The organism is Streptococcus pantholopis, from assembly GCF_001642085.1.
Classification (GTDB): Bacteria; Bacillota; Bacilli; order Lactobacillales; family Streptococcaceae; genus Streptococcus; species Streptococcus pantholopis.
Genome location: NZ_CP014699.1, coordinates 1097362 through 1123778, shown reverse-complemented (window position 1 = coordinate 1123778; position 26417 = coordinate 1097362). Strand labels below are relative to the sequence as shown.

The following is a 26417-nucleotide window of genomic DNA, read 5'->3' as shown; positions in this document are numbered from 1 at the left end:
CAGACTAAGGGCGTTTCGACTATTTTAATAAAAGGGCTCTTTGTCAACTGTAGTGGGTGACTTATATCTAAGCACGAGAGAGAATCAGGTTGGTTCTCTCTTTTTGAATGTTCAAAGCGATGAGTATTTTGTTTTTAAAGTTCTTGAAATTCCTAAAACCAAAGGCATTTCGCTTAATGTCCTTGATAAGCTTATTGCTAGCCTCTAGTTTGGCATTGGAATAGGGAAGTTCAAGCGCGTTGATAATATAAGGTTTGTATTTCAAGAAGGTCTTGAAAACAGACCTGAAAGCAGGAGTGACTCGCTTGATGTGCTCTTCAATGAGTCCAAAGAAGGCGTTCACTCTCCTTTCCTGAAAGAGGAGGGATGGCATGCCTTGGATCTCTTGGATGTCTAGGAGTGGAATGGTTGATGGTTTTTGGAAATCATATTTGATCATGGCTTCGTTACAAAGAGGACATGGTTTTGGTGGATAATCCAGCTTAGCTTTAATGACAATATGCCTATCGTCTTTACCAGCACTCTCTATGATGATATTTGGGTCTTTCATTCCGATTAATTCTGTGGTATGCTTAAGATGTTCCATATGAGTCTTTCTAATGAGATGTTTGGTCGCTTTTCATTATAAGTCATATGGGACTTTTTTTGTATAGCAAAAAAAGCGCCATAATTTCCGCAGTGGAGTTACCCACTACAGATATTATAGAGCCAATAAAAGGAGACAAGGCAGTACAGATACCTAATCTCCAAAAATTACTTAAGCTGTCTCTCATCATCTTCCAGTGAAACATTATCAAACTGAACTTCTTCTAAAAGATAATCAATAAATTTTTCACCCATTTTAGATAGGTTGGCTTTCTCGTGCTTGATATAGACGATCTCAATTTCATCATCTACATCCAAAGGAATAGAAAGGATATTATCACCATTTAAATTACTGTTTAAGATACCGGTAGCAACAGTATAGCCATCAAGTCCGATTAGAAGATTAAAAAGGGTTGCCCGGTCACTAACCACAATAGATTTTGAATGGGGAATTTGTGACATAATTTCTTCGGAATAATAAAAGGAATTATGAATCCCTTGATCGTAGCTGAGATAGGGAAAGTCTTCCAAATCTTCGATTGTTACTTTTTCTCTGCCGGCCAGCGGATTGGTTTTGCTGACAAAGATATGGGGGCGGGTTTTAAAAAGAGTAGTATACTGCAAATGACTGTCATCCAGCAATTTTGTCAGGACATCACGGTTATAGTTATTCAAAAAGAGGACGCCGATTTCTGAGCGAAAATTCTTAACATCATCAATAATTTCCCAGGTTCTGGTCTCCCGAAGGAAGAGTTCGTACTGAGTCATATCGGTTCCTTTAAGCAAAGAAACAAAAGCATTTACCACAAAGGCATAATGCTGTGCCGATACACTGAAAAGTTCCCGCGATGTCTCTTTATTTTTATAACGTTCCTCAAGAAGAGCCGTCTGTTCGACGACTTGACGGGCATAGGAGAGAAATTCAACGCCGTCTTTGGTTAAAGTAATCCCTTTAGGATTGCGGATAAAAATCTCAATTCCCATCTCGCGTTCCAAGTCCCGGACAGCGTTGGAAAGACTGGGTTGGGTGATGAAAAGCTGTTTGGCAGCCTCATTCATACTTCCTGTTTCTACGATTTTGATAATATAATGTAACTGTTGAATTCGCATAACCTTATTTTAGCTTAAAAAAGCCCGTCGGGCAAGCAAACCAGTGCACCTTAATCCAAAATGTGATTTATTGCTGTTTTTTTAATAGAGTTACTGTCTGACGACATTGTATTGCAAAACCTAGCAGAATCCCTATAACTAGCTAGGATTCTTTTCAGGAAAAATTGCAAAGACGCTAAAATAATGATATATTATATAAGATAAATGATTTTTTGGAAAAGCAGGAGAAATCTTAATGGCGACACGCTCTAGTAAAAGAAAAAATTCAAAGTCAAACAACAGTACTTGGACGGTTGTTAATCTTACTTTATTAGTCCTGTATGCTTTGCTTGCGGGCATGGTTATTTTTACCATGTTTTCCCATAATTTTTTAGCTTTTCGCCATATTAATCTTATCCTGACAGCGGTCCTGCTTTTGGTCTTTGCTATCGGCCTAATATTGATTATTCTAAAAAAAGGTAAGATCTTGACCAGTTTGGGCCTGGTGCTGTTTTCGCTTCTGTCAGCCGGCATTCTTTACGGATTCAGGTCGGCAATTAATATTGCGGATGATTTAAATAACTCAGCGGCTTATTCGGAAATTAAGATGAGTGTCGTTGTACCAGCTGAAAGTTCTGTTTCGGATATCAGCGAGCTGTCTGATGTTGAAGCACCTACTGAAAGCGATGGGACAAATATTGCTGATTTGCTTGCGCACATCCAGTCCGATAAAGGAGTTGCCCTAAACACTGTCAATGTGGCTTCTTATCAAGAAGCTTATGAACATTTACGTGACGGCAGCAGCCAAGCTATGGTGATGAACAGCAGTTATTCAAGCCTGCTAGAGTTGTCTGATGAAAACTATCAGGAAAAGCTCAAAGAGGTCTACAGTTACACTATAAAGACAAAGATTAAAGATTCCAGAGCCCAGTCGGCAGACTCAGATGTTTTCAATATCTACGTCAGTGGTATTGATACCTATGGCTCGATCTCAACTGTATCCCGTTCAGATGTAAATATCATTTTGACTGTCAATATGAAAACCCATAAAGTGTTGATGACAACAACACCTAGGGATGCTTATGTTCAAATTCCTAATGGCGGCGCCAATCAATATGACAAGCTGACTCACGCTGGAATATACGGTGTTGAGACCTCGATGCAGACTCTTGAAAATCTTTATGACATTGATATTGATTACTACGCCAGAATTAATTTCACTTCTTTTATGAACCTTGTGGATGCTGTCGGTGGTATCACAGTGTATAATGATCAGGCTTTTACAAGCTATACAGACAGTAACTATACATTTGAAGTCGGCAATGTGACTTTAGATTCGGAGAAAGCCCTTGCTTTTGTACGGGAACGTTATGCTCTAGATGGCGGCGACAATGACCGCGGCAAGAATCAAATGAAAGTCCTTTCAGCTATCTTAAATAAACTGACCAGTCTAAACTCTTTGTCAGCTTATTCAGCTGTTATTTCCAGTCTGCAGGATTCTGTGCAGACTAATATGTCCTTAAATACAATGATGGATTTGGCTAACACTCAGTTGGATTCAGGAAGCCGATTTACGGTTACTCAGCAAGAAGTGACAGGAGAAGGGTCCACCGGTCAGCTGACTTCTTATGCGATGCCGACAGCAAATCTTTATATGTTGGAATTAGATCAGTCCAGTGTGGAAAAGGCTTCGCAGGCTATTAAAGACATCATGTCTGACAAGCCCTGATCGTTTTAAACAACAGCTCCGCAGCTTAAATCTATTTCCCTGACTTGCAGAAATTTTGGCTCAGACAATGACTGAAAAACATTATACTTAGGAGAGAGAATGGATACGAATAAAAATACTGGCTTTGAAATTAATGTTTTTTATCTCCTTAAAAAACTCTGGAGCAGAAAGTTCCTTATCACCTTTGTCTCACTTTTTTGTGCGGCACTTGCTTTTTTGGGGACACTTTTCTTAATCGAACCGACCTATACTGCGACAACCCGCTTTTATATCGTCAATAAAAGCAGCGAAAGTTTAACTCCGGACGACCTTCAGGCAGTTGGTTATCTTGTTAATGATTACAAAGAAATCATTGTATCGCGTGATGTTTTAGCAGATGCTATTGAAAAAGGAGACAGTTCGTTGACACCTGGAGAACTGTCCGGGATGGTTTCTGTCTCTGTTCCTACCGATACACGGGTTATTTCTATTTCAGTCGAAGGGCATAATGCCAAAGAAACGGCTGATTTGGCCAACGCAGTCCGTAAAGCGGCAGCAGAAAGAATTGAAACTGTAACTAAGATAGAGAAAGTGACGGTACTAGAAGAAGCAGAGAAACCGGCAAGACCGTCTTCACCAAGTGTCAAGCGTAATCTTGTTTTAGGTTTTGCTGGCGGCGCCTTTCTGGCAGTTGTCGGTGTACTCTTGTTTGAACTCTTAAGCGATCGTGTCAAAGGCCCTGAAGATATTGAAGAAGCTCTCGGAATGCCTTTGCTTGGAGTAATTCCTGATACAGACAAGATGTCATAGAGTAGATGTCGAAATTCTATTGAAATCGGATTCTATACTGGCTTTATAACTTATATAAGGAGTTTAAAATGGCACAATTAGAATTGGTAAAATCACAAGCCAAAGCTGTTCAGCTGACTAAAGATTATTATAACAGGGTTCGCAAGGCTGTTCAGTTTAAGGGGCGAAACTGCAAAACCATTGTGGTAACCTCTGTTTCACCGGGCGAAGGGAAAACAACAGTTTCGCTTAATCTGGCCTTGTCTTTTGCCAGAGCAGGTTTTCAAACGCTTTTACTGGATGCTGATGCAGGAAATTCTGCTTTTAGCAACTTTTTTTCTTCCCCGGCAGAAGATAATAAAGGGCTAGTTGATTTTTTTGCAGGTAAATCTGAATTGTCAGATATTATTTGTGAAACGGATGCTGAGCATTTGGTGGTTCTTCCGGCAGGCAGTTCAAATGCCGATCAGGCAGATTTAGATTTATTGCAAAGTGCGGATTTCAGTCAGCTGATAGAAGCGGTGAGTGATTTATATGACTATGTTATCATTGACACCCCCTCCATCGGTTTAGGGCTTGACGCTGCGGTTGTTGCCCAAAATGCTGATGCCAGTATTCTTGTTGCAGAAGCAGGCAGCACTAAACGACGTTTTCTAATTAAAGCTAAAAATCAGCTGCAGCAAAGCGGTTCAGCATTTCTTGGTGTTGTCTTGAATCGAGCGGAGATAGATTCGGATAGCTACGGTCCATATGGGGCTTACGGCAAGCCTATCAAGAAACAGCCGGCTAAAAAGGGAAAAAAGTAAAAGATTGGGAGAATGGCTAATGTACAGTGAATCATCAGGTTCGAAGATTCTGTTTCTTATTTCAGATATTGTCAGTATCCTTGGTTCATTTTATTTGCTGTCGTGGCCCTTTTCTTTTGTCTCGGTTTTTAATATAAAAGGCCTGCTGCCTTTTGCCGCTGCTTTTGTAACTGTTTTATTTTCCCTGTTAGCAAATGATTATACTTATATCCATCAGAGAAGCAGCATTCGGGAAATTCCTTATATTTTTAAGTTTACTGGGGAGTTTTTGCTCGCTTTTATAATGGTTCTTACAGCGGCTTATCTTCCTGACGGCCGGTCATTCACACTCTCCCCTTTTTGGCTTTTAAAATTACTGCTTTTGGTTTTTCTGCTGACAAGTTTTTTTCGTTTTGCTGTGCATTATCTGATAAAAAGCATCAGTCAGCCGGAAAAGAAGATTATTTTACTAACTCGTTTTACTAATCTGGCTAAAACTGAAGCTCTGCTGAAAAGCCAAAATTGTCAAATTGCAGCCTATATGAGCCCTCAGCAAAGATCTGCTCAAGCTGATTTGCCTCTATTACAGGATTTTGCAGCTGTTGAAACCTTTTTACGGCATCATGAAGTAAACGCTGTTTATGTTGATAGTGACGCCAAACAGGATTATTTACTATGGCAGGAATACTTTACGATTTTAGGTCTGCCGGTTTCTATAGAGGCCTTGGAACAGCAAAAAAATGGTTTTGGGAAAGTTTCCACTAGTTCTTACGGCTGGCCCAAGATTTTAACCTATTCGTTTACCTCTGCCGACTACCGTTTTTTATGCTTAAAAAGGCTACTGGATATCGTTTTGTCCTTATTTGGTCTTGTTTTTACTGCTGCAGTAGCTCTGTGCATTTATCCGATTGTGCAGAAGCAGTCTAAAGGTCCCTTGTTTTTTAAACAAAAGCGTGTTGGGCAGAATGGCAAAATATTTGAGATTTACAAATTTCGCAGCATGTATATGGATGCTGAGGAGCGCAAAAAAGATTTGCTGGCTGTTAATAATGTGACTACGGCACATATGTTTAAAATGGATAATGACCCCAGAGTCTTTCCTTTCGGCCGTAAACTTAGGAACTGGTCAATTGATGAACTGCCGCAGTTTATCAATGTGTTAAAGGGTGAAATGTCTTTGGTGGGAACACGGCCGCCGACAGTTGATGAATACCAAAAGTACGAACTTCACCATTTTAAACGTTTAGCGATGAAGCCTGGTATTACCGGTATGTGGCAAGTATCCGGCCGCAGTAATATAAAAGATTTTGAAAAGGTGGTTGCTTTAGATTTGGCTTATATCGAGCACTGGTCAGTTTGGCTGGATATAAAGATAATTTTGAAAACATTCAAAGTCGTGTTAATGAGAGATGGGAGTAAATAAAATGCTTTCATCTTTCTTAGGTCTTAGGTGCATAAATGGAGGTGAAATGAACCGCTATCATTCTGTTAGATTTAATTTTCTGATGAATTTTATTTTAACAATATCCAACTTTATTTTTCCCCTGCTCACCTTCCCATATGTTTCCAGAGTACTCGGAGCCAGCGGTGTAGGGACAGTCACCTTTGCTACATCGATTATCTCGTATTTCTCAATGGTTGGTATGCTTGGTATTCCTACTTACGGAATCAGGGCCTGCGCTAAGGTTCGGGATAATGAAGAAAAGCTGGATAAAACAGTACAAGAGATTATGCTGTTAAATGCTCTTGTTATGCTTTTAGCCTTAGTTGCCTTAACTATCGCTGTAGCAACGGTCCCAAAATTGTCTCAGGAGAAGCTGCTTTATCTGCTGATGTCATCAACTTTGGTTTTTAATGTTCTTGGAGTTGATTGGCTTTATAAAGCTTTAGAACGTTACTCTTATATTACTGTTCGTTCAATTGTTTTTAAGTTGCTTTCGCTGATACTTATGTTTTTATTAGTGAAAAATTCTGGGAATTATGTCATTTACGGTGGATTGACTGTGTTTGCTGCGGTAGGGTCTAACCTCTTAAACTTTCTGAATCTTCGTCGAATTGTTCATTTAAAGCCGATGAAGAATCTTGATTTGAAACAGCATCTTAAGCCAACTTTATCTTTCTTTTTGCTCACAGTCTCTTCAACAATCTATTTAAATGTTGATACCACTATTTTGGGTTTTGTCAAAGGAGACACAGAGGTTGGTTATTATTCTGCGGCAGTTAAGGTCAAACAAATTCTTGTCAGTATCGTAACATCTTTAGGAGCCGTTCTTTTGCCCCGCTTATCTTTTTATTTCGAAAAAAAACGTCATGAAGATTTTAAATACCTAGTGCAAAAAGCTTTGAACTTTGTATTTGTCGTCGCAGTGCCTTTAGTTGTTTATTTTATTATCACTTCTAAAGAAAGTATTCTCTTTTTATCAGGTGATGCTTTTTTGCCGGCAGTGCTGCCGATGCAGCTTATTCTGCCGACTGTCTTATTCATTGGTCTTTCTAATCTGATGGGTATGCAGATATTGGTACCGACTAATAGAGAAAAATTAGTTGTTCTCTCAACAGTTATAGGTGCGGTTCTAGATATTTTGCTAAATATATTTTTGATTCCTTTGCTGGGAGCCAGCGGAGCAGCGATAGCCAGTACGGCTGCTGAGCTCTCTGTTGCTTTAGTGCAGCTCTATTTTTTGCGGGAATTAGTCTTGCCCATGTTTAAAAATATTAGTTTAGCTAAAATTGCTATCAGTGCAGGAACTGCCCTGCTATTTACCTTAATTTTAAAAGGACTGCTTAGTGTCGGAACCTTTTTAATGCTTGTCTGTACAGCTTTTGCTTTCTTTGCAGTCTATGGTGTTCTCTTGCTGCTGATGAAAGAAGCCTTTACAACAGAAATGGTAGCCTCTTTGTTGGAAAAATTAACCTAAAATCTTAGATGAAAAGATATATCCGTTGCGGTGTCAGGCATCGCCCTTCCTCTTTTTATATGGATTTGAATCGGTCTTGGTCACTTGTTTAAAGGAGTTAGTGAATAAATGTCCCAATATGATTATTTAGTTGTCGGTGCAGGTCTTTTTGGAGCTGTTTTTGCTCATGAGGCAGCCCTTAAGGGTAAAAAAATTAAGGTTATTGAAAAGCGCAGCCACCTTGCGGGTAATATCTATACCAAAAAAGTAGAAGATATTCATGTCCATACATACGGCGCCCACATTTTTCATACTTCGGATAAAGCCATTTGGGATTATGTTAACCAATTTGCTGAGTTCAACCGCTATACTAACTCCCCTATTGCCAACTATAAGGGAGAGATTTACAATCTTCCTTTCAATATGAATACGTTTAATCGATTGTGGGGAGTAGTAACTCCCGAGCAGGCGATGGCCAAGATTGAAGAGCAGCGGGCAGTGCTTGATGGCAAAAAACCGGAGAATCTGGAAGAACAGGCGATTTCTCTTGTCGGAACTGATATTTACGAGAAGCTGATTAAAGATTATACAGAAAAACAGTGGGGAAAAGCCTGCCGTGACCTTCCAGCTTTCATCATTCGCCGCTTACCTGTTCGTCTGACTTACGATAATAATTATTTTAATGATACCTATCAGGGAATTCCAATCGGTGGCTATACACAAATTGTCGAAAAGCTGCTGGCACATCAAAATATAGACCTTGAAGTTAATGTTGATTTCTTTGCAGAAAAGGCCGCTTACCTTAAAGATTTTCCTAAAATCATTTTCACCGGGATGATTGACCAGTTTTTTGATTATCAATTGGGTGAACTGGAATATCGCAGTCTGCAGTTTGAAACAGAGGTTGTGGATAAGGAAAATTATCAGGGAAATGCAGTCGTCAATTATACTGATGCTGAAACACCCTATACACGTATTATTGAGCACAAGCACTTTGAATTCGGCACTCAGCCAAAAACCGTTATTACTAAAGAATTTCCAAAAACTTGGAAGCAGGGAGATGAGCCTTATTATCCTGTTAACAACGAGCGTAACAACAGGCTGTACAAGGCTTATAAAGCTTTAGCGGATAAAGAGCAGCAGGTTATCTTTGGCGGCCGTTTAGGGCAGTACCGCTATTATGACATGCACCAAGTCATTGCTGCTGCCTTACAGTGTGTGAAAAAAGAAGTAAGATAGAGAGGAAACCTGTGAAACAGATAAAGATTCTTGTGGCGACCCATAAATCTTTTCAGATGCCTGCTGATAGAGAGCTTTATCTCCCACTTCATGTCGGCCGGGCAGACAAGGAAGACTTAGGTTATCAGGGGGATGATACGGGTGACAATATTTCACATTTGAATCCCTACTATTCTGAGCTGACAGGGCTTTACTGGGCTTGGAAAAACCTCAGCTATGATTATTTGGGCCTCGTTCATTATCGGCGCTATTTCACTGCCAGAACTCGGCGGTATCATGAAGGTTTGAAAATTGATGAGGTCGTTCTGTCACAGGAGGAAGTTGATTATCTACTTGATGAAAGTGAGATTATTGTTCCTAAAAAACGCCGATACTATATTGAGACGCTGTATTCTCATTATGACCATACTTTAGACGGCAGTCACTTAGATCTGACGAGACAAATCATCTCTCATCTGTCGCCAGAATACCTTTTAGCTTTTGATCAGGTGATGCAGCAAAGAAGCGGCTATATGTTCAATATGTTTATTATGAAGAAGGAATTTGTAGATGATTATCTCTCTTGGCTGTTTCTTATTCTTGATGAGCTGTATCAAAAAATTGATATCAGCCAGCTGTCAGCTTTTGAAGCGAGATTGTTTGGCCGTGTCAGCGAGTTGCTGTTCAATGTCTGGCTGGCAAAAAGACAGCTGACTCCTAGAGAAGTCCCTTTTATCTATTTGGAAAAAATCAATCACTTTCAAAAAGGAAAAGCTTTCCTGAAGGCTAAATTTTTCGGAGAAAAATACGGAAAAAGCTTTTAGCTGCTGAAGCTATCAAAAGTATCCTGACTTCACTTACAGTTTTTTAGCCTTACCTTAATGGCTTTGTATCTTGTGAACTGAACACGGCCTAAGAGCTGTGCAAAAAAGATAAAATTTCCTAGAGTCTTAGTAACTCTTCGTCAATTTTCCTATTTTTGCTTTGCTCTTTTAACGGCCTTTGTATCTTGTGTTAAGGAAGTGTTAAATGGTTAATGCACAAACACGTCTGGATTTTTTAAGGACAGATGAACTTTTGTTTTTTATGTCATTTGTTCCTTATCTGATTATTGAAATGTTTGGAACGACAATGTTTCCAATGCCTTATTTCTTGCACTCTGTCGCAAAGGCTGTTTTGATTTTTGCAGTTATCAGTATCTTCTTTAAGAAGACTTGGTCTGTTTACTTTTTTCTTGTGTCGGCTATCTTTTCTCTGACGGGAATATTGGTTTGGAATGCAACCAGTGATACAGGTGTCTTAGCGCTAACTATTTTAATGATGGGCGCTTACAAGATTGATGTTAGAAAAATCATAACAGTTTATTTGATTATTGCTGGGTTTATCACTGCTCTGGCTTTTGCCTTTTCTTTACTTGATCTTATTCCCAATTTACAGTATATCAGGCCAGATACCGGTGCAGTTCGCAATTCTTTTGGTATCATTTATCCGACGGATTTCGCGGCCCATATCTTTTATCTTTACCTGTTTTCAGCATACCTGTTCTTATGGAAGAGGCCTTGGCTGCTGTCTGTGATAGGTGTTCTCACAGCTTTATTTCTGATTCGATTTTCGGATGCACGTCTGGATGCTCTGACAATCTTAATTACGGCTGTCATCTTTGTAGTGATTCGTTATTTGCAAAAAGGGCGGTTTCATAAGATTTTATCGCTTTCTGCATTAACGACAGTCTTTCTTGCTTATCTTTCTTACTATCTGACAGCTCATTTTAATGCCAGACAAGGGCTTTATGCTCGAATAAATGGCCTGACTTCCGGGCGCTTGTCCTTAGGAAAAAGTGCACTGGATTTATATGGGATTAAGCCCTTTGGTCAAGTCATAGAGTTTATTGGCAATGGCGGCAGCACAGAGACTGTATCAAATTATAATTTTGTGGACAGTTCCTACCTAAAAGTAATGTTGCTGTATGGCTCAGTTTTCATTATTCTTTTTGTTGCTTTGACAACTGTTCGTTCTATTCAAAGTGTAACCAGCAACGACTACTATACTTTAGCTGTTCTCATTGCTGTTGCCATTAACAGTATGGTCGCTCACCACTTAATTGAGCCTTATTATAATGTTTTTTCAATCTTGCTGCTGGCTGATTTTGTGCAAGACAGAGATAGAAGGATAAAGTCAGTTTATTTAACTGATGTAACATAAGGAAAGGCAGACAATGAACCACAAGATTAGTGTTATTGTTCCTGTTTATAATGTTGAAGAGTATCTCAAACGCTGTTTGGATTCATTGGTCAATCAGACTTATGAACATTTAGAAATTATTATTGTTAATGATGGCAGCCAAGATCACTCATTAGCTATAGCGGAAAGTTTTGCTCGAAAAGATAAGCGAATCAGCATTATTAACCAAGAAAATGCCGGTCTTAGTGCTGCCAGAAATACGGCCTTACGGCATATTACCGGTGATTACGTTGCTTTTTTAGACTCGGATGACTGGCTGGAAAAAGATGCCTATGCTTATATGCTGCAGCTTTTAATGGAAAAAGACGCTGATATTTGCGTTGGAGCAATCAGACGGACAGCTCAAAAAAGTTCTCAGTCTCAAGATGCTCCTCCTAAAGAAATACTGCTGACACAGGAAGCTTACGCTAAAAAGTATTTTAAAATAAATAGTCAGTCTATTGAGTATTATGTCTGGAATAAACTTTATAAGCGTCAGGTTGTAGAAGGAGTTGTTTTTCCTGAAGGCCTCTATGCTGAAGATGTTCCAGCAACTTTTCGCTATATTTTAAACGCTCAAAAAATTGTTGTGAGCGATAAAATTATTTACAATTATTTTATCAACAACCATGGTTTAACGGCAGCGTTTACAGCAAAAAAATTTGATGTTTTACAGGCTTGGGATATGGTAGTAGAAGCTGCTAATCATTCAGGACATGCTGACTACGTGACCTGGGCAGAGCTAAACCGCCAGCGAGCTGACTTCGCTCTTCTGACAGAGCTGTCTTTGTCCCCCAGATTCGATGTTCTTAAAAATGAATTTGAGCAGGAGATAAAGCTCTTATCACAGCGTTTAAGGCAGAATAAGTCTAATTTACTAAGTGCGCCTCTCCCTATCAGCCGAAAACTCCTCATCAGACTCTATAGCTGGAATTATACATTTTTCGCACATTTTGTTAACTTATGTGTTAAACTAAAAGAGCACTTAAAAAAGTTTTATAAAGTTTTACAGATTATTAGATAAGGCTCTTATGAATTTATTCATTTGTGCTATGATAAATATAGTTTAGCTTCATAAAGAACTGTGCAAAAACTGGCGTTTGTAGCTACTCATAAAGACAGCTTAAAAACTTTTGAAGATTTTAAAGATGAGTGTAACTTAAGCTTCTTAAGAATAAGCAGTAAGTATCTTTAATTCTATCCTGTCTGATGAAGGAATTTTACTTGGAGAGTGGAAAATGTTAACTTTAATAGCGCCTCTATGCCACCTCATCCCCAATTTTTTGTATCTTAATGAAACTAACACGGCCTTAGAGCTGTGCAGTGAAATCATCCAGTGGATGATTTCAGCCCGAACCCAGAAATGGGAGAGTGAGGGGCCGGAAATCTGTATCGTTACCTAGCTACCCTCAGCCGTAAACGACTGAAAGCTTTGTCGTCTTAACAGCCGACCGCACCTTTCTAGCCGTCCTTGGCAGAGGTGCGTCTGCGAAATCGAAGATTTCTGACTTATCGTCTCTTTGCTTTGTTGTTTTTACGGTCTTTGTATCTGAATGGAGGTATGGGAGCCATCGAAAAGATTGATTTTGTTGTTTTATGGGTTGACGACAGTGATGATAATTGGTTAAAAGAAAAAGCGAGATGGGTTCAGCAAGCTGATTCTGAAGCTGAAAACCCAAAGCTTTACAGAGATTATGGGACTTTTTATTATTGGTTCCGCATGGTAGAGCAGCATGCTCCGTGGGTTAATAAAATTCACCTTGTCACTAATGGTCAGATTCCTGAATGGTTAAATACTGCTCACCCTAAATTAAATTTGGTTAAGCACGATAATTTTATACCTTCGGAATACCTTCCGACTTTTAATTCTGCTGCGATTGAACTCAATTTACACCGTATACCGGATTTGGCAGAGCACTTTGTCCTTTTTAATGATGATATGTTTTTAGTTGAGGATTCACAGCCAGAAGATTTTTTTGTCCAAGGTTTGCCTAAATTATTTGCAGTCTATAATCCTATTGTCCCTAATGAAGCATTCAGTCATGTTTTATTTAATAATACTGAAATTATTTGCAAATATTTTCCCAAAAAACTGGCCTTTAGACAGAGCCCTTTTAAGTTTCTTTCTCCTAAGTATGGACCACTTTTGCTGAAAAATCTGCTAATGCTGCCTTGGCAGATTACAGGTTACCACAACCTGCACCTCCCTCACCCGATGAGAAAGTCAACTTTGGCTCTTCTTTGGCAAAAAGAGCCCGAAGCTTTTATCAGAACCTCTCGGCATAGGATAAGAGATTACTGGCAGGATATTAACCATTATCTATGCGCTTATTGGCAGATTGAAACAGGCCAGTTTGTTCCCTTAGAAAAAGGCAAAGGAATTTTTTTGACTATAGACAAAGTTGATAAGCTGCCTGATTTACTTGCTAATGTCAAAATTAAGATGGTTTGCATCAATGATGTTCCTGATGCTGAACCAAAGCATTTTAAGCAGCTAAATGATGTTCTTAAGCAGCATTATCCCCATCAATCGCAGTTTGAGCAGTAATGGTATGTATTAAAATATGCTTAGCTGACTCTATGACCTTAATATATTAAACCCGCTATTTTCAGGATTTTAACTATGTATAAAATATTAATTATCGGTATGTCACCGGTACTTGCCGGAACAGAAACGTTTATTATGAACTATTACCGACATCTGGACACCCAAAAATTTCATGTTGACTTTATCAAGAGAACAAAAGAACCGATTGTTTTTGAGGATGAGATTTTACAAAAGGGTTCTAATATATACTATCTTCCCCGAAAAGGAAAAACGCCGTATACATATCAAAAGTACAAAAAAGCAGTCCGGTTTTTTTTTGAAGAACATGGCAGGGACTATGATGCGATTTGGCATAATGCTATGAGTATTCCTAATATTGACTTGCTAAATTATGCTAAAAAATACGGTATTAAGGAACGTATTATACACAGTCATAATTCGCAATGGCGAGGCAATGCTGCCAGGTTTGTGCTACATCAGAGAAACAAGCGGCGAATTAAAAAAGTTGCTACTCAGTTTTTTGCCTGTTCTGACTTAGCTGCTCAATATATGTACGGCTCGGATTTTTCAGAGAAAGTCCGCATTATCCAGAATGCTATTGATAAGGACAATTTTGCTTTTTCTGCTCCTGAACGTGACGAACTGAGGGCTCAGCTGGGCTGGTCCCATAAAAAGATTATTGGAAATGTCGGCCGTTTAGACATTCAAAAAAATCAACCCTTTTTGATTGATGTATTTCACGCGGCTTTACAACTGGATGACAGTTTAAGATTAGTTATTATCGGTCAGGTTGCAGGTGCACACAGTACAGTAGAAAAAATAAAGAAAAAAATTAGCGACTATGGCATTGAAGATAGAGTGCTTTTAGCAGGCAGTCAAACTGATATGAAAAAGTGGCTGAGTGCTTTTGACCTCTTTATCTTACCCTCTCTTTCTGAAGGACTTCCACTTTCTGCGGTTGAAGCACAGGCAAATGGTTTACCGGTTCTGGTCAGCGATACTGTCACTAAGGAGCTGAAAATTTTAGACAGCACTGCTTATTTATCGCTGGATGCGGGTATCAGAGTTTGGGCACAGAAAATTATTTCTATGCTGACAATGGAACGCAGCCAGCAGGAAACGATTACCCACTGCTTCGCTGAAAAGCGCTTTGATATTACAAAGCAGGTAAAGGATGTGGAGTCTATTTTATTAGGAGAAAAATTTGAATAAATACCAGATAGTTGAAGCTTATGGCGCATTTATGCATGCCGGCAGTAAGGCAACCAATGATTGTGTATCAATACTGAACGAGGCTGGTTTTAAGCCTCTAGTTGTTACTGGAATCATCGATAAAAAAGGTTTACTAGCCAAACTTTATCGACAAGGACACTATTATAAAGATTGGAGAAAAATCTATCAAACCATTGAGCAGGATTCTGTTTTAATCCTCCAGCACCCTTTTAGAAGAAAGCAGCTGGGACGTTATCATTTCTTAACCAAGCTTAAACATGAGAAAAGAGTTCAGATTTTTTCCCTGGTTCATGATGTAGAGTTGATTAGAAATATTTATGAGCTCTCTTTTTATGAGAAAGAGCTTAAGCAGATGCTAATCTATGCTGATAAAATCATTGTGCACAATGCTAAAATGAAAGAGTGGTTTATCAATTATGGAGTAGAAGAAGAACGTTTAGTCGATCTAGAAGTTTTCGATTATCTCAATCAGGAACCTCTGAATAAAAAGATTGACTTTGCTCCAAGTATCGTTATTGCCGGAAATTTGAGTCATGAGAAGAGTCCCTATATTTATAAACTTGGAGACTTAGCCCCATTGTCTATTGAGCTGCTGGGAATCAATTATCAGCCTAAAGACAAGGCTGCCAATATCCATTATAAAGGCTCCTTCCCTGCAGATGCTGTTCCTACTGAGCTGAACCATGGTTTTGGCCTTGTTTGGGACGGCGGCGACTTGTCAACCTGTTCAGGCCCCACTGGCGAATATCTGAGATACAATAATCCGCATAAACTGTCTTTGTATTTATCCTCTGGTCTTCCGGTCATCATTTGGTCTCAGGCAGCTCTGGCTGATTTTGTAAAGAAGAATCAGCTTGGGATTACAGTGGATTCACTCTATGAACTACAGGCTATTTTAAGTAAAATCAGTCAAGAAGATTACCTAACTTTCTGCAGCAATGTCAAAAAAGTAATGAAAGCCATGCAAAATGGAGACTACTTAAAAAAAGCCATCGATCAAAGCATGCTTCCCTTGAAATAAATTTATGAACTTATAATATAAGACAGACCTTGCTGCCGCTTTTCAACTTTATAGAAAAGCGGCAGTTTTTTACGTTTGTATTACGTTTAGAATTTTCTGTAAAATCCCTTGACTTATGTCTTAAATCTGATTATAATAGAGCCATTCTTTTATTATACGTTTTAAAAATAGCTTCGATTTTTAAGATTGCCAATGAACAGAATATCCTTTTAAAAAACGAATAATAAGAGGACTGATGCTAAGCCTCTGATTACGGCTTATTTAATCAGTAGATGTAAAGGGATTTTTTAAAGGGAAGTATCTGCCTTTTCCTTAGAATTAGCGCATAAAACGGAGGTTATAATCAGCAATGCTAAAGAAACTGCTGGCACTGTTTAAATTTCAGCTCAACATTACACTATCCAATAAATTTTTTTTAGTTTATACTCTTTTTTTACCTGCTGTTAATCTCTTACTTGCCTTAAGCAGAAGAGGAGCAGAATTGAGTGCTCAGGAGAAATATGTCTTTTTAGTCCCTTATGTGGTCTATATTGTGGTAATCGGTATGCTGTTTGGTTGGGCAGGAAATATTGTTTCTCTCAGAGAAAACAACTATCTTAAAGTTTTTTCCAGTTTGGCAGGGTCAAAGTATTATATTTTTGCTGTTAACCTATTCGTTAATTTTCTCTTAACAGCAGTACAGGTCAATATTCTTCTGCTTATTTTTGAATTCATAAGCAGAAGTTTTGATGCCCAGCTTTTTTTGATTTTTAATGCTTTAACTATTCTGGGAGTTGGTATTTGTTTTTTTGCTTTTGCTGTTTTCTTACGATTGTCTGTAAATACGCTGACCTTACAGGCTGTGCTGACATCTTATCTGCTTTTATCTCTTGTATCATTAGATTATGTTCCCGAGAATATTATTTTAAATACCCTTTTTCATTTTCTGAATGTTTTTTCATTGCTTAATGATATTGCTTTGAGCATCGGCAGCAATCTGGCGGACAGTCTTCCGCTCGGTCTTTCTGTCCTGGCCTGGCTTTTTGTTGGCAGTTACTGCTTAAAAGCGTCATCGGTATTTTCAAAAAAAGATAGGAATTAACATGAAAATAGAAAATTTTAACTTAACTATCAATCAGGACTTGCTATTGGACAATGTCAGTATTTTCTTTGAAGATGAAAAATTAAATTTGATTTTGGGCAGAAATGGTGTCGGCAAAACAATGCTGCTGGATTTGATTTCAAATTTAGACAATAACAGACCTTCAAACTTTTATGACTTTCCTGACAGCAGGCAGATTATATATCACAGTCAGGGACTGCCCTTTATTGCTGAGGCAACAGTGAAAGATACGATTGCCTTAATAGGTGATTTGTCTAAGGATAGTCCTCTTGTTTTTGAGGATCTTCCCGGACGGATTAAAAGTAATCTCGCTAAACCTTTTGGGGCCCTGTCTATGGGAGAAAGAAGATATTTAACTATTTGGCTGTTTTTGCAGATTGAAAGGGAGTTGTACATTTTTGATGAGCCCTTTGCTAATTTAGATTTAGGTGTTGTCGCAGACATTCTATCTCTCTTTTATGATAAGCTTGATCAAGGGAAGAAGCTGATTATGACATCGCATCAGTTTGATTTTTTAATCCCTGAAAAAACACATGTTGCTTTTATTGAAAATCAGACTATAGCCTTTAATGATAATCTTATTGCTTTTTTAGACCGTTATCATTCATTTGGCCAGGCCTTTGGCGAAGAGCGATAAGCTGTTCCTTTATACTGAAAATAAATTTTAACTGTCCTGAAGTTTTAATGGCTATCTCTGTTCTGCTGCAGAACGTCAGGACTTTTTGATATTCGCTGAAAATTTTTTAAAATTTCTTCTCTGCCCATTGCTCTTTTATTTTCCATGTGGTATAGTAATAGTAACGAAAATGTAACAAAAAAGTAATATAAATGGTCAAGAAGAGAATGAAGAAAAAATTAGAAGATATGAGACAGAACAGCCACCAGTTGCTCATTCAAAAATTATTAGTAAGTACACATTATTTAACACTTTTTAAAGATGAATTAATTTTAGTAGAAAAGACGCCATCCCTGTTGGGAGGCTCTTTTGCTCCTTCCCTTGTTCAGGCTGAACTGGGTGATATTTTAAAAAGTATCGAAACGTTAGATAAACAGGAACGTCTGATAAAATCGACCTTTTGGTATGATGAGCATGCCTTTAATTTATTGAACCAATCACTCAGTATTGTTGATAACTGGATTGAGGGGATTGACCGACTGGTTCAGGTGTGCGAAGAGCAGTCCATTTTTCACACAATTCTTGGTGAAAGCAGGGCGCGTGTTTTTGGTGTGCTTGCAGATGTCTTCTCTTCTCTCAAGGTCATCAATCTGTCGTTAAAGGAAGATTATGTCCATCCGGTACTTTTTGAGCAGATTCGTCTGATGAAGTTAGAAGAAGAAGCGCAGCAGGATCAGTAAGAAGTTTTGCTGGTTGACAGTACTGAAGATTCACGCTATAATATAAAAAATTTGAAGCCTTTAATCAAATCCAGAGAGACTTGTAAGGTTAGCCCAATCAGGAGAAATAGCAGTGCACTGCCATTTCTGTCCATTGTACTGTGTTTTATCTTGCTCTTTTTGGAGTAAGGTTTTTTTATAACTATGTCATGCCGTATAAAAAGTGTAGCTTATTTGTCAGTCAGCCGTAAACGTCTGAAGGCTTTGTCGCCTTAACAGTCGACCGCACCCTTCTAGTCGTTCTGGCAGAGGTGCGTAGACGAAATCAGAGATTTCTGGCTTACCGTCAGCCGTAAACGTCTGAAGGCTTTGTCGTCTTAACAGCCTGCCGCACCCTTCTAGTCGTTCTGGCAGAGGTGCGTAGACGAAATCGAAGATTTCTGGCTTACCGTCAGCTGTAAACGTCTGAAGGCTTTGTCGCCTTAACAGTCGACCGCACCCTTCTAGTCGTTCTGGCAGAGGTGCGCAGACGAAATCGAAGATTTCTGGCTTACCGTCAGCCGTAAACGTCTGAAAGCTTTGTCGCCTTAACAGTCGACCGCACCTTTCTAGCCGTTCTGGCAGAGGTGCGTAGACGAAATCAGAGATTTCTGGCTTACCGTCAGCCGTAAACGTCTGAAAGCTTTGTCGCCTTAACAGTCGACCGCACCTTTCTAGTCGTTCTGGCAGAGGTGCGCACACGAAATCGAAGATTTCTGGCTTACCGTCATTTTCATACGGATTTTTAATCGGTCTTTGTATCTTGATGGAGGAGGTTTGCAGTGAGTACAGACGTTCAGAAGAGAACTTTAATTTTAAAAGAAGATATGGCAGTTATCAGTCAGCGGGAAATTGCTTGGGGAATTTTCGAGATGAAACTTTCCGGTGATATGGTTGATGACATGAAAGCAGGTCAGTTTTTGCATTTGCGTATACCGGATTCCAGTAAGCTACTCCGTCGTCCTATTTCCATTTCACAGATCGATAAAAAATCGAAAACCGCAACGATTGTCTATCGTGTGGAGCGCGAAGGGACGGCAATTTTATCTCAGCTGTCTGCAGGCGATACACTTGATGTTATGGGACCGCAGGGGAATGGTTTTGATTTGTCAGTGGTTGCTGCCGGTCAAAAGGTCCTTTTAATTGGCGGTGGTATTGGTGTCCCGCCCTTGGTTGAAACAGCAAAACAGCTGGCATCAAAGGGGGCAGAGGTAGTTTCTGTTCTTGGTTTTTCCAGTCAAAAAGCGGTTATTTTAGAGCGGGAGCTGAACCGCTACGGCAAGGTCTATGTCACAACAGATGATGGCTCTTATGGCATTGAGGGCTATGTATCGACAGTAATTGACAGTATGTCAGAAACCTTTGATGCTGTTTATGCTTGCGGTGCTCCGGGAATGCTTAAATATGTTGATCAAAAATTTGCTCAGCACCCACATGCTTATTTGTCATTGGAAGCACGAATGGCTTGCGGCATGGGAGCCTGCTATGCCTGTGTTGTACATTTGAAAAATCAGACAGAAGCAGCAAATAAACGGGTCTGTGAGGATGGACCTGTCTTTGCGACTGGTCAGATTGAATTCTAAAAAGGAAGGAGATCCGTCTGAAAAACAGCTTTTGTGAAAGTTAGTCATCTTAATCGTTTAAAAACTGTCTGGACGGATATATGTTGCTACATGTCAGAAAATCGTTTGGCAGTCAGCCTTCCTGGGCTTGACTTGAAGAATCCTGTTATGCCCGCTTCCGGTTGTTTTGGATTTGGGCAGGAGTACGCAAAATATTACGAGTTGGATAGATTGGGTTCTATTATGATTAAAGCCACTACCCGCTATCCTCGTTTCGGCAATCCCACACCTCGTGTGGCAGAAACACCATCTGGGATGCTTAATGCTATCGGGCTGCAGAATCCAGGAGTTGATGTGGTTCTTGCTGAAAAGCTTCCTTGGTTAGCTCAGCATTTTCCTGACTTACCGATTATTGCTAATGTTGCCGGCTTTTCTGATGATGAATACGCCTATGTGACTGAAAAAATTTCTAAAGCAGTCAATGTCAAAGCCGTTGAACTGAATATTTCCTGCCCAAATGTAGATCATGGCAATGCCGGGCTTCTTATCGGTCAGGTCCCTGAGTTGGCTTATAAGGCCGTAAAGGCAAGTGTTGTCCGTTCGGAAGTGCCTGTCTATGTCAAGTTAACGCCTAGTGTCGCAGATATTACAACGGTTTCCCAAGCGGTTGCTGCAGCTGGTGCAGCAGGCTTTACCATGATCAATACGCTGGTTGGAACACGTTTTGATTTAGCAAGTAAAAAACCAATCATCGCCAATGGTCAGGGTGGAATGAGCGGGCCTGCTGTCTTTCCTGTAGCTCTCAAACTGATTCGCCAGGTCGCTCAAACAACTGACTTGCCGATTATTGGTATGGGAGGTGTTGATTCGGCAGAAGCAGCCATTGAAATGATGATTGCAGGAGCATCAGCTGTTGCAGTGGGGACAGCCAATTTTACAGATCCTTTTGCTTGTCTTAATATCATTGAGCGTTTGCCTGAAGTTATGGATAAATATGAAATCCGTTCTCTTGAATCTTTTCGTGCTGAAATCCGTCAGCAGTTAAACGCTTCATAAGAGTTTCCTTTCTTCTTAAATGCTGCCGGCATGTTTTGACATTATGGCAGAAAAACGGTATAATAGGGAAAATTGAATAGCCTTTAATCTATGTCCGGAGAGACATGCAAGGTTCAGTCTTCATACAGAAGAACAGATTTTCCCTTTGCACTTTGCTAACCTTGCCCTTTTCTGGGTAAGGTTTTCTTTATTTTGTCAATTAGTAATCAATCATAGTCTCATTTTCAAAACTGAAGTCAAGCTAGAGGTGTAGTCGTTATGCGTGAAAGCCGTCCAATCATTGCTCTTGATTTTCCATCACTAAGTGATGTGAAATCTTTTCTTGCCCGATTTCCTAAAAAAGAACAGCTCTATGTTAAAATCGGTATGGAGCTCTATTATGCAGTAGGTCCGGAAGTTGTTCGCTATGTTAAAGGGCTGGGGCACTCTGTTTTTTTAGACCTAAAACTTCATGATATCCCAAATACAGTTCAGTCTGCTATGAAAGTGTTAGCAGAGCTGGAAGTAGATATGACTAACGTTCATGCGGCAGGCGGCGTTGAGATGATGAAGGCAGCACGTGAAGGGCTGGGGGAAGGACCTCGGTTAATAGCTGTAACTCAGCTGACCTCAACGTCTGAAAAGCAGATGCAGCATTTTCAAAATATCCAAACGAGTTTAGAGGAGTCTGTGGTCCATTATGCTAAGAAAACAGCTGAAGCTGGGCTTGACGGAGTTGTATGTTCTGCGCAGGAAGTGAAGCTAATCAAAGGAGCAATCGCAAGTGACTTTATTTGCCTGACACCTGGGATTCGCCCCGCAGGCAGTGCTGCAGGCGATCAAAAGCGGGTGATGACACCAAAGGACGCTAGGCAGATTGGTTCTGATTATATTGTGGTAGGACGTCCTATCACACAGGCAGATAATCCGGCTGAAGCCTACCGGACTATCTTTGAGCAGTGGCAGGGGTAAATTAATACCGGTTGTTTTGTCAATATGGTATTAAGATTTTGCCAAAAAAGTTTTTGCAGTAAACAGTTATAAGAAAAGAGGTAATGATTATGACATTAGCAACACAGATTGCATCAGACTTGCTTGATATTAAGGCGGTTTATCTACAGCCGGAACCCCCCTTTACATGGGCATCAGGAATAAAATCACCTATTTACACAGATAATCGCATTACTCTGTCTTACCCGGAAACGCGTACTTTAATTGAAAATGGTTTCGTCGATGTTATCAAACAACACTTTCCGGAAGTTGATGTCATTGCCGGAACTGCGACTGCCGGTATCCCACACGGGGCAATCATTGCTGACAAGATGAATTTGCCTTTTGCTTATATTCGTTCAAAACCAAAAGATCATGGAGCTGGCAATCAAATTGAAGGCCGAGTGACCAAAGGACAGAAGATGGTCATTATCGAAGATTTAATCTCCACAGGCGGTTCAGTTCTTGAGGCTGCAGCAGCGGCTAAGAAGGAAGGAGCAGATGTCCTCGGTGTTGTTGCAATTTTCACCTATCAGCTGCCGCAGGCTGAGCAGAATTTTGCGGAAGCGGGCATTAAACTCCGGACGCTTTCAAATTATACCGAACTGATTAAGGTTGCCAAAGTTCAGGGCTATATCGATGCTAGAGGCTTACAGCTTTTAAAGAGGTTTAAAGAAAATCAAGAAAACTGGCAGGACTGACAGCTCTATCTGAGATAGACTGCGAGTTTCAAAGGGCCTTTGTATCTTGTTGCAATTGAACACGGCCTAAGAGCTGTGCAAAAAAGAGACGCAGTTGTAGGAAGCGCAAGCTGACGTAGGAATGTGGCTGCTCTGTGAGTATAGCCTGTCCTAGAGCCTTGCGGCTTTTCGTCCAGTCTCCTATTTTTGCTTTGCTCTTTTCACGGCCTTTGTATCTTGTTCTAAGGGGGGTGCTATGAATTTAAAAGAAAAATGTATTAAACAGGCTTTTATTAGGGGTATTATTCCTTTAATTATTATGGGAACGATAACCTATTTTCTTGCTCAAGAGGATAATCAACAGGCATTTTGGAGTATGGTGGCTGTAACGATTATTTCAACCGCTGTTTCAGCAGCGTCAGCTATTTATGACTACGATGTTTGGACGGTCAAGAAAAAAATAATTGTACATACTTTACTGATGTTAGCAACGGTTTATCCGGCATTGCTGATTAGCGGATGGTATGATATCAGCAAACCTAGTGGTTATATTTTTGCTCTGCTCAGTTTTGCTCTGTGGGGCGTCGTGCTGTGCAGTCTAGGTTACTTTATCAGTAAATATATCTTAAAAAATATTCCTGAAGAGACAAAAGAAAAGCAGCAGTAGAACTAGAGCTGAACCGGTTTCTAAACGGGCTTTGTGTCTTATGAATTGAACACGCCCTAAAATCCTAGTGAAAAAGATGGTATAACCATGCTTTGTAATAGCAATTGATTAGAAAAGCCGTAGACGTCTGAAAGCTTTGCCGTCCTGGTGGCCGACAGCAGCTTTCTAGTCGTCTTGGCAGAGGTGCGTCTGCGAAATCAAAGATTTCGGACTTACCGTCATTTTCATACGGATTTTTTAACGGCCTTTGTGTCTTATGAATTGAACACGCCCTAAGCTCTTTGCAAAAAAGATAAGGCTAAGTTTAGAATTGATTTCAAGTTAGCTAGCCGTAGACGTCTGAAGGCTTTGTCGTCTTAACAGCCGACCGCACCCTTCTAGTCGTTCTGGCAGAGGTGCGTCTGCGAAATCGAAGATTTCGGACTTACCGTCATTTTTGCTGTGAGCTTTTCACGGGCTTTGTATCTTAGTTTAGGGGAGGGAAAGATGAAAATTGTGACTGAATTTGATAGGCAGGTTTTACCGGACCGCTATAGCAAGCAGACAGATGAGCTTGTGCTGGGTAATGCTATCGTATCATTTCCTTTTGAGTTGACAGAGGTTCCGAAAGAGGCTAAAACCTTAGCTTGGACATTTGTAGATTATGATTCAATCCCTGTCTGCGGTTTTGCTTATATTCACTGGTGTGTGGCCAATATTCCAGCCGATAAGACCCGTATTGAAGCGGATTTTTCACGATTGAACAGTCAGCATGTGCGAGGGAAGAACAGCTTAGTCAGCAAGTTTCTGTCAACAGATTTTTCAACTATCGAAAATGGCTATATCGGACCTTACCCGCCGGATAAGGATCACCTCTATACTTTGACTGTTTATGCCTTGGATAGTGCACTTAATTTGGAGCAGGGCTTTTTTATGAATGAGCTTCTTCACGCTCTTGAGGGCCATGTCTTGGCTGAAACGAAACTTAATCTTATCGGAAGGTACTAGTTGGTAGATGTATAAAGAGATTTTAATGGCCCATCTGCAAAAAAAGCTTGTTACAGAGCGCTATATTTATTATAGCAGATCGGACTTAGCCTTACGCTATGATAATAATCTTTTGGATTACCAAATAATGCCTGACAGAGACAGTTTTAAAGAAGACCTTGACTTTATTGCCCTCCAGCAGAAAGGTTATCCCTTAAGCTATGTTAACATCGCTTTTCCAGAGAAGATTGAGCTTCCTGAGCCTTGGCAGGCACAGCTTTATGGAGAAGGGTTTGAATTAAAACGTTTCCTTGTTTTTACTGCTCCGGCAGCATCTTTGAATTTATCCGATTCAGGGGCTGTAAGGATTGAAGAGTTGTCCGAGACGTCTTATCAAGATTATATGGATAAGCATGAAGAAGAATATCGTCAGTATGGTGATACTTACTATCAGCAGATGTCCTTATTTAATCGTGAATTGGCCAGTAACACTTCTGGCGGAAAGATTTTTCTGGCTATTAAGAAGGGACAGATTGTTGGTGAATTAACAGCTTGGTACTCGCAGCATTTTGTTGAAATTGATAATTTTATAGTAGATGAAGATCTGCGAGGTCAGGGCATTGGCAAACACCTGCAGGATAGAGCGGTCAAAACAGCGGATTCTGTGATTCTTGTCACTGAGGAAGATAACCGTGCAATGTATGAGCACCAAGGCTATCAGGAAGCCGCTTTCTATTGGTCGGCTTTTAAATCCTAAAGGCAAGAGCTGAAAATTTTAAAATTGATTAAAATGATGTTCTACAAATCTCATAAAACTATTTAGTATGGCTTTTCGATTTGATATTTAGTATCTGCAATTTGAAGGAAATGATATGGTTACTTATTCAAATAAACGTTCAGTTACAGCAGCTGAACTTGCACAAGTTTTTAAAGCTTCCGGTATTCACAGACCTTATGAGGACTTAAAACGTTTAGAAAAAATGCTGACAGGTGCCAATTGCGTATGGACAGCATGGGATGGGGAAAAATTAATTGGAATTGCCAGAGCTCTGACAGATTATGCCTATGCCTGTTATCTGTCTGATTTAGCAGTGGATAAAGCCTATCAAAAAACAGGGGTCGGGAAAGCATTGATAGCTCATCTGCGTGAAGATATAGGGGATGATGTTGCTCTCATTCTTTTAGCTGCACCGGATGCCGTGGATTATTATCCCAAAATTGGTTTTCAAAAACATCAAAGTGCCTATATCATTCCGCGTAAGCCATTTTAAAAGATAAGAAAGGGTGACTTATGGAACATTCTCAATGGCATGATTTAATCAAAAAAGAACTGCCGGAGCACTATTTTGCGCAGATCAATCATTTTATGGACAAGGTCTATGCTGAAGGGACGGTTTATCCGCCGCGCGAAAAAGTCTTCAACGCTATCCAAACAACTCCTCTGGCAGATGTGAAAGTTGTGATAATCGGTCAGGATCCTTACCATGGTCCTGGTCAGGCTCAAGGGCTGTCTTTTTCAGTGCCGAATACTGTTTCGGCCCCGCCGTCCCTGCAGAATATCCTGCAGGAGCTGCAGGCAGATATCGGAGAGCGCAGCCACCACGATTTAACTGCCTGGGCTGAGCAGGGTGTGCTTTTATTAAATGCTTGCCTGACCGTTCCTGAAGGCAGGGCAAACGGGCATGCCGGGCAAATTTGGGAACCCTTTACAGATGCGGTGATTAAAGTGGTCAATCAAAAGGAAAGTCCGGTGGTCTTTATTCTTTGGGGAGGTTATGCCCGTAAGAAGAAAGCCTTGGTGACTAATCCAATTCACCATGTTATCGAATCGCCTCATCCGAGTCCTTTAGCTGCTCACAGGGGTTTTTTCGGTAGCCGTCCCTTTTCAAAAACCAATACCTATTTACTACAAGATGGCTTAGAGCCAATTGATTGGCTGAAGTAAGGA

At 40.0% G+C, this 26417-nt stretch carries 26 protein-coding genes and 1 pseudogene; 25 read left to right on the top strand and 2 right to left on the bottom strand.

What is annotated here, in order from left to right; all coding sequences use genetic code 11:
• Positions 1-67: 67 nt before the first annotated feature.
• Together A0O21_RS10995 and A0O21_RS05220 are read right to left on the bottom strand one after the other, a co-directional pair.
• A pseudogene (locus A0O21_RS10995) lies at positions 68-358 on the bottom strand (transposase); the annotation flags it as partial.
• A 395-nt stretch (positions 359-753) separates the two neighbouring features.
• Positions 754-1695, bottom strand: a complete 942-nt coding sequence (locus tag A0O21_RS05220; RefSeq protein ID WP_067062348.1) for a LysR family transcriptional regulator — start codon at positions 1693-1695, stop codon at positions 754-756.
• A gap of 235 nt (positions 1696-1930) precedes the next feature.
• Between A0O21_RS05220 and cpsA the strand changes: the two genes are divergently transcribed.
• From cpsA to A0O21_RS10930, 25 genes are all read left to right on the top strand, one after another.
• On the top strand, positions 1931-3403 hold the full coding sequence (cpsA, locus tag A0O21_RS05215) for an LCP family glycopolymer transferase CpsA (protein WP_067062347.1): 1473 nt from the start codon (positions 1931-1933) through the stop codon (positions 3401-3403).
• 99 nt (positions 3404-3502) lie between these two features.
• Entirely contained in the window at positions 3503-4192 is a 690-nt protein-coding gene (locus tag A0O21_RS05210; RefSeq protein WP_067062344.1) for a Wzz/FepE/Etk N-terminal domain-containing protein, read from the top strand.
• Positions 4193-4260: 68 nt separating this feature from the next.
• Positions 4261-4977 (top strand): polysaccharide biosynthesis tyrosine autokinase, encoded by a 717-nt coding sequence (locus A0O21_RS05205; protein WP_067062341.1) that lies wholly within the window; start codon positions 4261-4263, stop codon positions 4975-4977.
• A gap of 19 nt (positions 4978-4996) precedes the next feature.
• Complete coding sequence (locus tag A0O21_RS05200; RefSeq protein ID WP_067062335.1) at positions 4997-6379, top strand: sugar transferase; 1383 nt, start codon at positions 4997-4999, stop codon at positions 6377-6379.
• Between the two features lie 46 nt (positions 6380-6425).
• A complete protein-coding gene (locus A0O21_RS05195; RefSeq protein ID WP_067062325.1) occupies positions 6426-7874 on the top strand; it encodes a flippase in 1449 nt (482 codons plus the stop codon).
• A gap of 108 nt (positions 7875-7982) precedes the next feature.
• Complete coding sequence (gene glf / locus A0O21_RS05190; RefSeq protein WP_067062322.1) at positions 7983-9092, top strand: UDP-galactopyranose mutase; 1110 nt, start codon at positions 7983-7985, stop codon at positions 9090-9092.
• Positions 9093-9103: 11 nt separating this feature from the next.
• Positions 9104-9895, top strand: coding sequence for a DUF4422 domain-containing protein (locus tag A0O21_RS05185; protein WP_067062319.1), 792 nt, complete (start codon positions 9104-9106; stop codon positions 9893-9895).
• 205 nt (positions 9896-10100) lie between these two features.
• On the top strand, positions 10101-11273 hold the full coding sequence (locus A0O21_RS05180; RefSeq protein WP_067062316.1) for a hypothetical protein: 1173 nt from the start codon (positions 10101-10103) through the stop codon (positions 11271-11273).
• Positions 11274-11286: 13 nt separating this feature from the next.
• Positions 11287-12315: a glycosyltransferase family 2 protein gene (locus A0O21_RS05175; RefSeq protein ID WP_067062302.1), complete on the top strand. Its 1029-nt coding sequence runs from the start codon at positions 11287-11289 to the stop codon at positions 12313-12315.
• Positions 12316-12529: 214 nt separating this feature from the next.
• Entirely contained in the window at positions 12530-12694 is a 165-nt protein-coding gene (locus tag A0O21_RS10865) for a hypothetical protein (RefSeq protein WP_158511692.1), read from the top strand.
• Positions 12695-12852: 158 nt separating this feature from the next.
• The gene (locus A0O21_RS05170; RefSeq protein ID WP_067062300.1) at positions 12853-13839 is read left to right on the top strand and encodes a stealth conserved region 3 domain-containing protein; all 987 of its coding nucleotides are present in this window, start codon (positions 12853-12855) and stop codon (positions 13837-13839) included.
• A gap of 75 nt (positions 13840-13914) precedes the next feature.
• A complete protein-coding gene (locus A0O21_RS05165; RefSeq protein WP_067062298.1) occupies positions 13915-15051 on the top strand; it encodes a glycosyltransferase family 1 protein in 1137 nt (378 codons plus the stop codon).
• Positions 15044-16093, top strand: coding sequence for a glycosyltransferase (locus A0O21_RS05160; protein ID WP_067062297.1), 1050 nt, complete (start codon positions 15044-15046; stop codon positions 16091-16093). The genes A0O21_RS05165 and A0O21_RS05160 overlap by 8 nt, the downstream gene beginning before the upstream one ends.
• 349 nt (positions 16094-16442) lie before the next feature.
• Complete coding sequence (locus A0O21_RS05155; RefSeq protein WP_067062295.1) at positions 16443-17174, top strand: hypothetical protein; 732 nt, start codon at positions 16443-16445, stop codon at positions 17172-17174.
• A gap of 1 nt (position 17175) precedes the next feature.
• On the top strand, positions 17176-17832 hold the full coding sequence (locus tag A0O21_RS05150) for an ATP-binding cassette domain-containing protein (protein ID WP_067062291.1): 657 nt from the start codon (positions 17176-17178) through the stop codon (positions 17830-17832).
• Positions 17833-18038: 206 nt separating this feature from the next.
• Positions 18039-18551, top strand: a complete 513-nt coding sequence (locus A0O21_RS05145; protein WP_227806891.1) for a hypothetical protein — start codon at positions 18039-18041, stop codon at positions 18549-18551.
• 800 nt (positions 18552-19351) lie between these two features.
• Complete coding sequence (locus tag A0O21_RS05135; RefSeq protein ID WP_067062289.1) at positions 19352-20152, top strand: dihydroorotate dehydrogenase electron transfer subunit; 801 nt, start codon at positions 19352-19354, stop codon at positions 20150-20152.
• Positions 20153-20242: 90 nt separating this feature from the next.
• Positions 20243-21187: a dihydroorotate dehydrogenase gene (locus tag A0O21_RS05130; RefSeq protein WP_067065151.1), complete on the top strand. Its 945-nt coding sequence runs from the start codon at positions 20243-20245 to the stop codon at positions 21185-21187.
• A 258-nt stretch (positions 21188-21445) separates the two neighbouring features.
• Positions 21446-22138: an orotidine-5'-phosphate decarboxylase gene (pyrF, locus tag A0O21_RS05125; RefSeq protein ID WP_067062287.1), complete on the top strand. Its 693-nt coding sequence runs from the start codon at positions 21446-21448 to the stop codon at positions 22136-22138.
• Positions 22139-22227: 89 nt separating this feature from the next.
• Complete coding sequence (pyrE, locus tag A0O21_RS05120; RefSeq protein ID WP_067062286.1) at positions 22228-22857, top strand: orotate phosphoribosyltransferase; 630 nt, start codon at positions 22228-22230, stop codon at positions 22855-22857.
• 235 nt (positions 22858-23092) lie between these two features.
• Positions 23093-23503, top strand: coding sequence for a DUF3021 family protein (locus tag A0O21_RS05115; RefSeq protein WP_067062284.1), 411 nt, complete (start codon positions 23093-23095; stop codon positions 23501-23503).
• 486 nt (positions 23504-23989) lie between these two features.
• Positions 23990-24490, top strand: coding sequence for a YbhB/YbcL family Raf kinase inhibitor-like protein (locus A0O21_RS05110; RefSeq protein ID WP_067062279.1), 501 nt, complete (start codon positions 23990-23992; stop codon positions 24488-24490).
• A gap of 25 nt (positions 24491-24515) precedes the next feature.
• Entirely contained in the window at positions 24516-25226 is a 711-nt protein-coding gene (locus tag A0O21_RS05105) for a GNAT family N-acetyltransferase (RefSeq protein WP_158511691.1), read from the top strand.
• Positions 25227-25341: 115 nt separating this feature from the next.
• Positions 25342-25740 carry a GNAT family N-acetyltransferase gene (locus A0O21_RS05100; RefSeq protein ID WP_067062274.1) on the top strand — a complete coding sequence of 133 codons (399 nt, stop codon included), beginning with the start codon at positions 25342-25344 and terminating at the stop codon, positions 25738-25740.
• A 20-nt stretch (positions 25741-25760) separates the two neighbouring features.
• Positions 25761-26414: a uracil-DNA glycosylase gene (locus A0O21_RS10930; RefSeq protein ID WP_067062270.1), complete on the top strand. Its 654-nt coding sequence runs from the start codon at positions 25761-25763 to the stop codon at positions 26412-26414.
• The last annotated feature ends 3 nt before the right edge of the window (positions 26415-26417 follow it).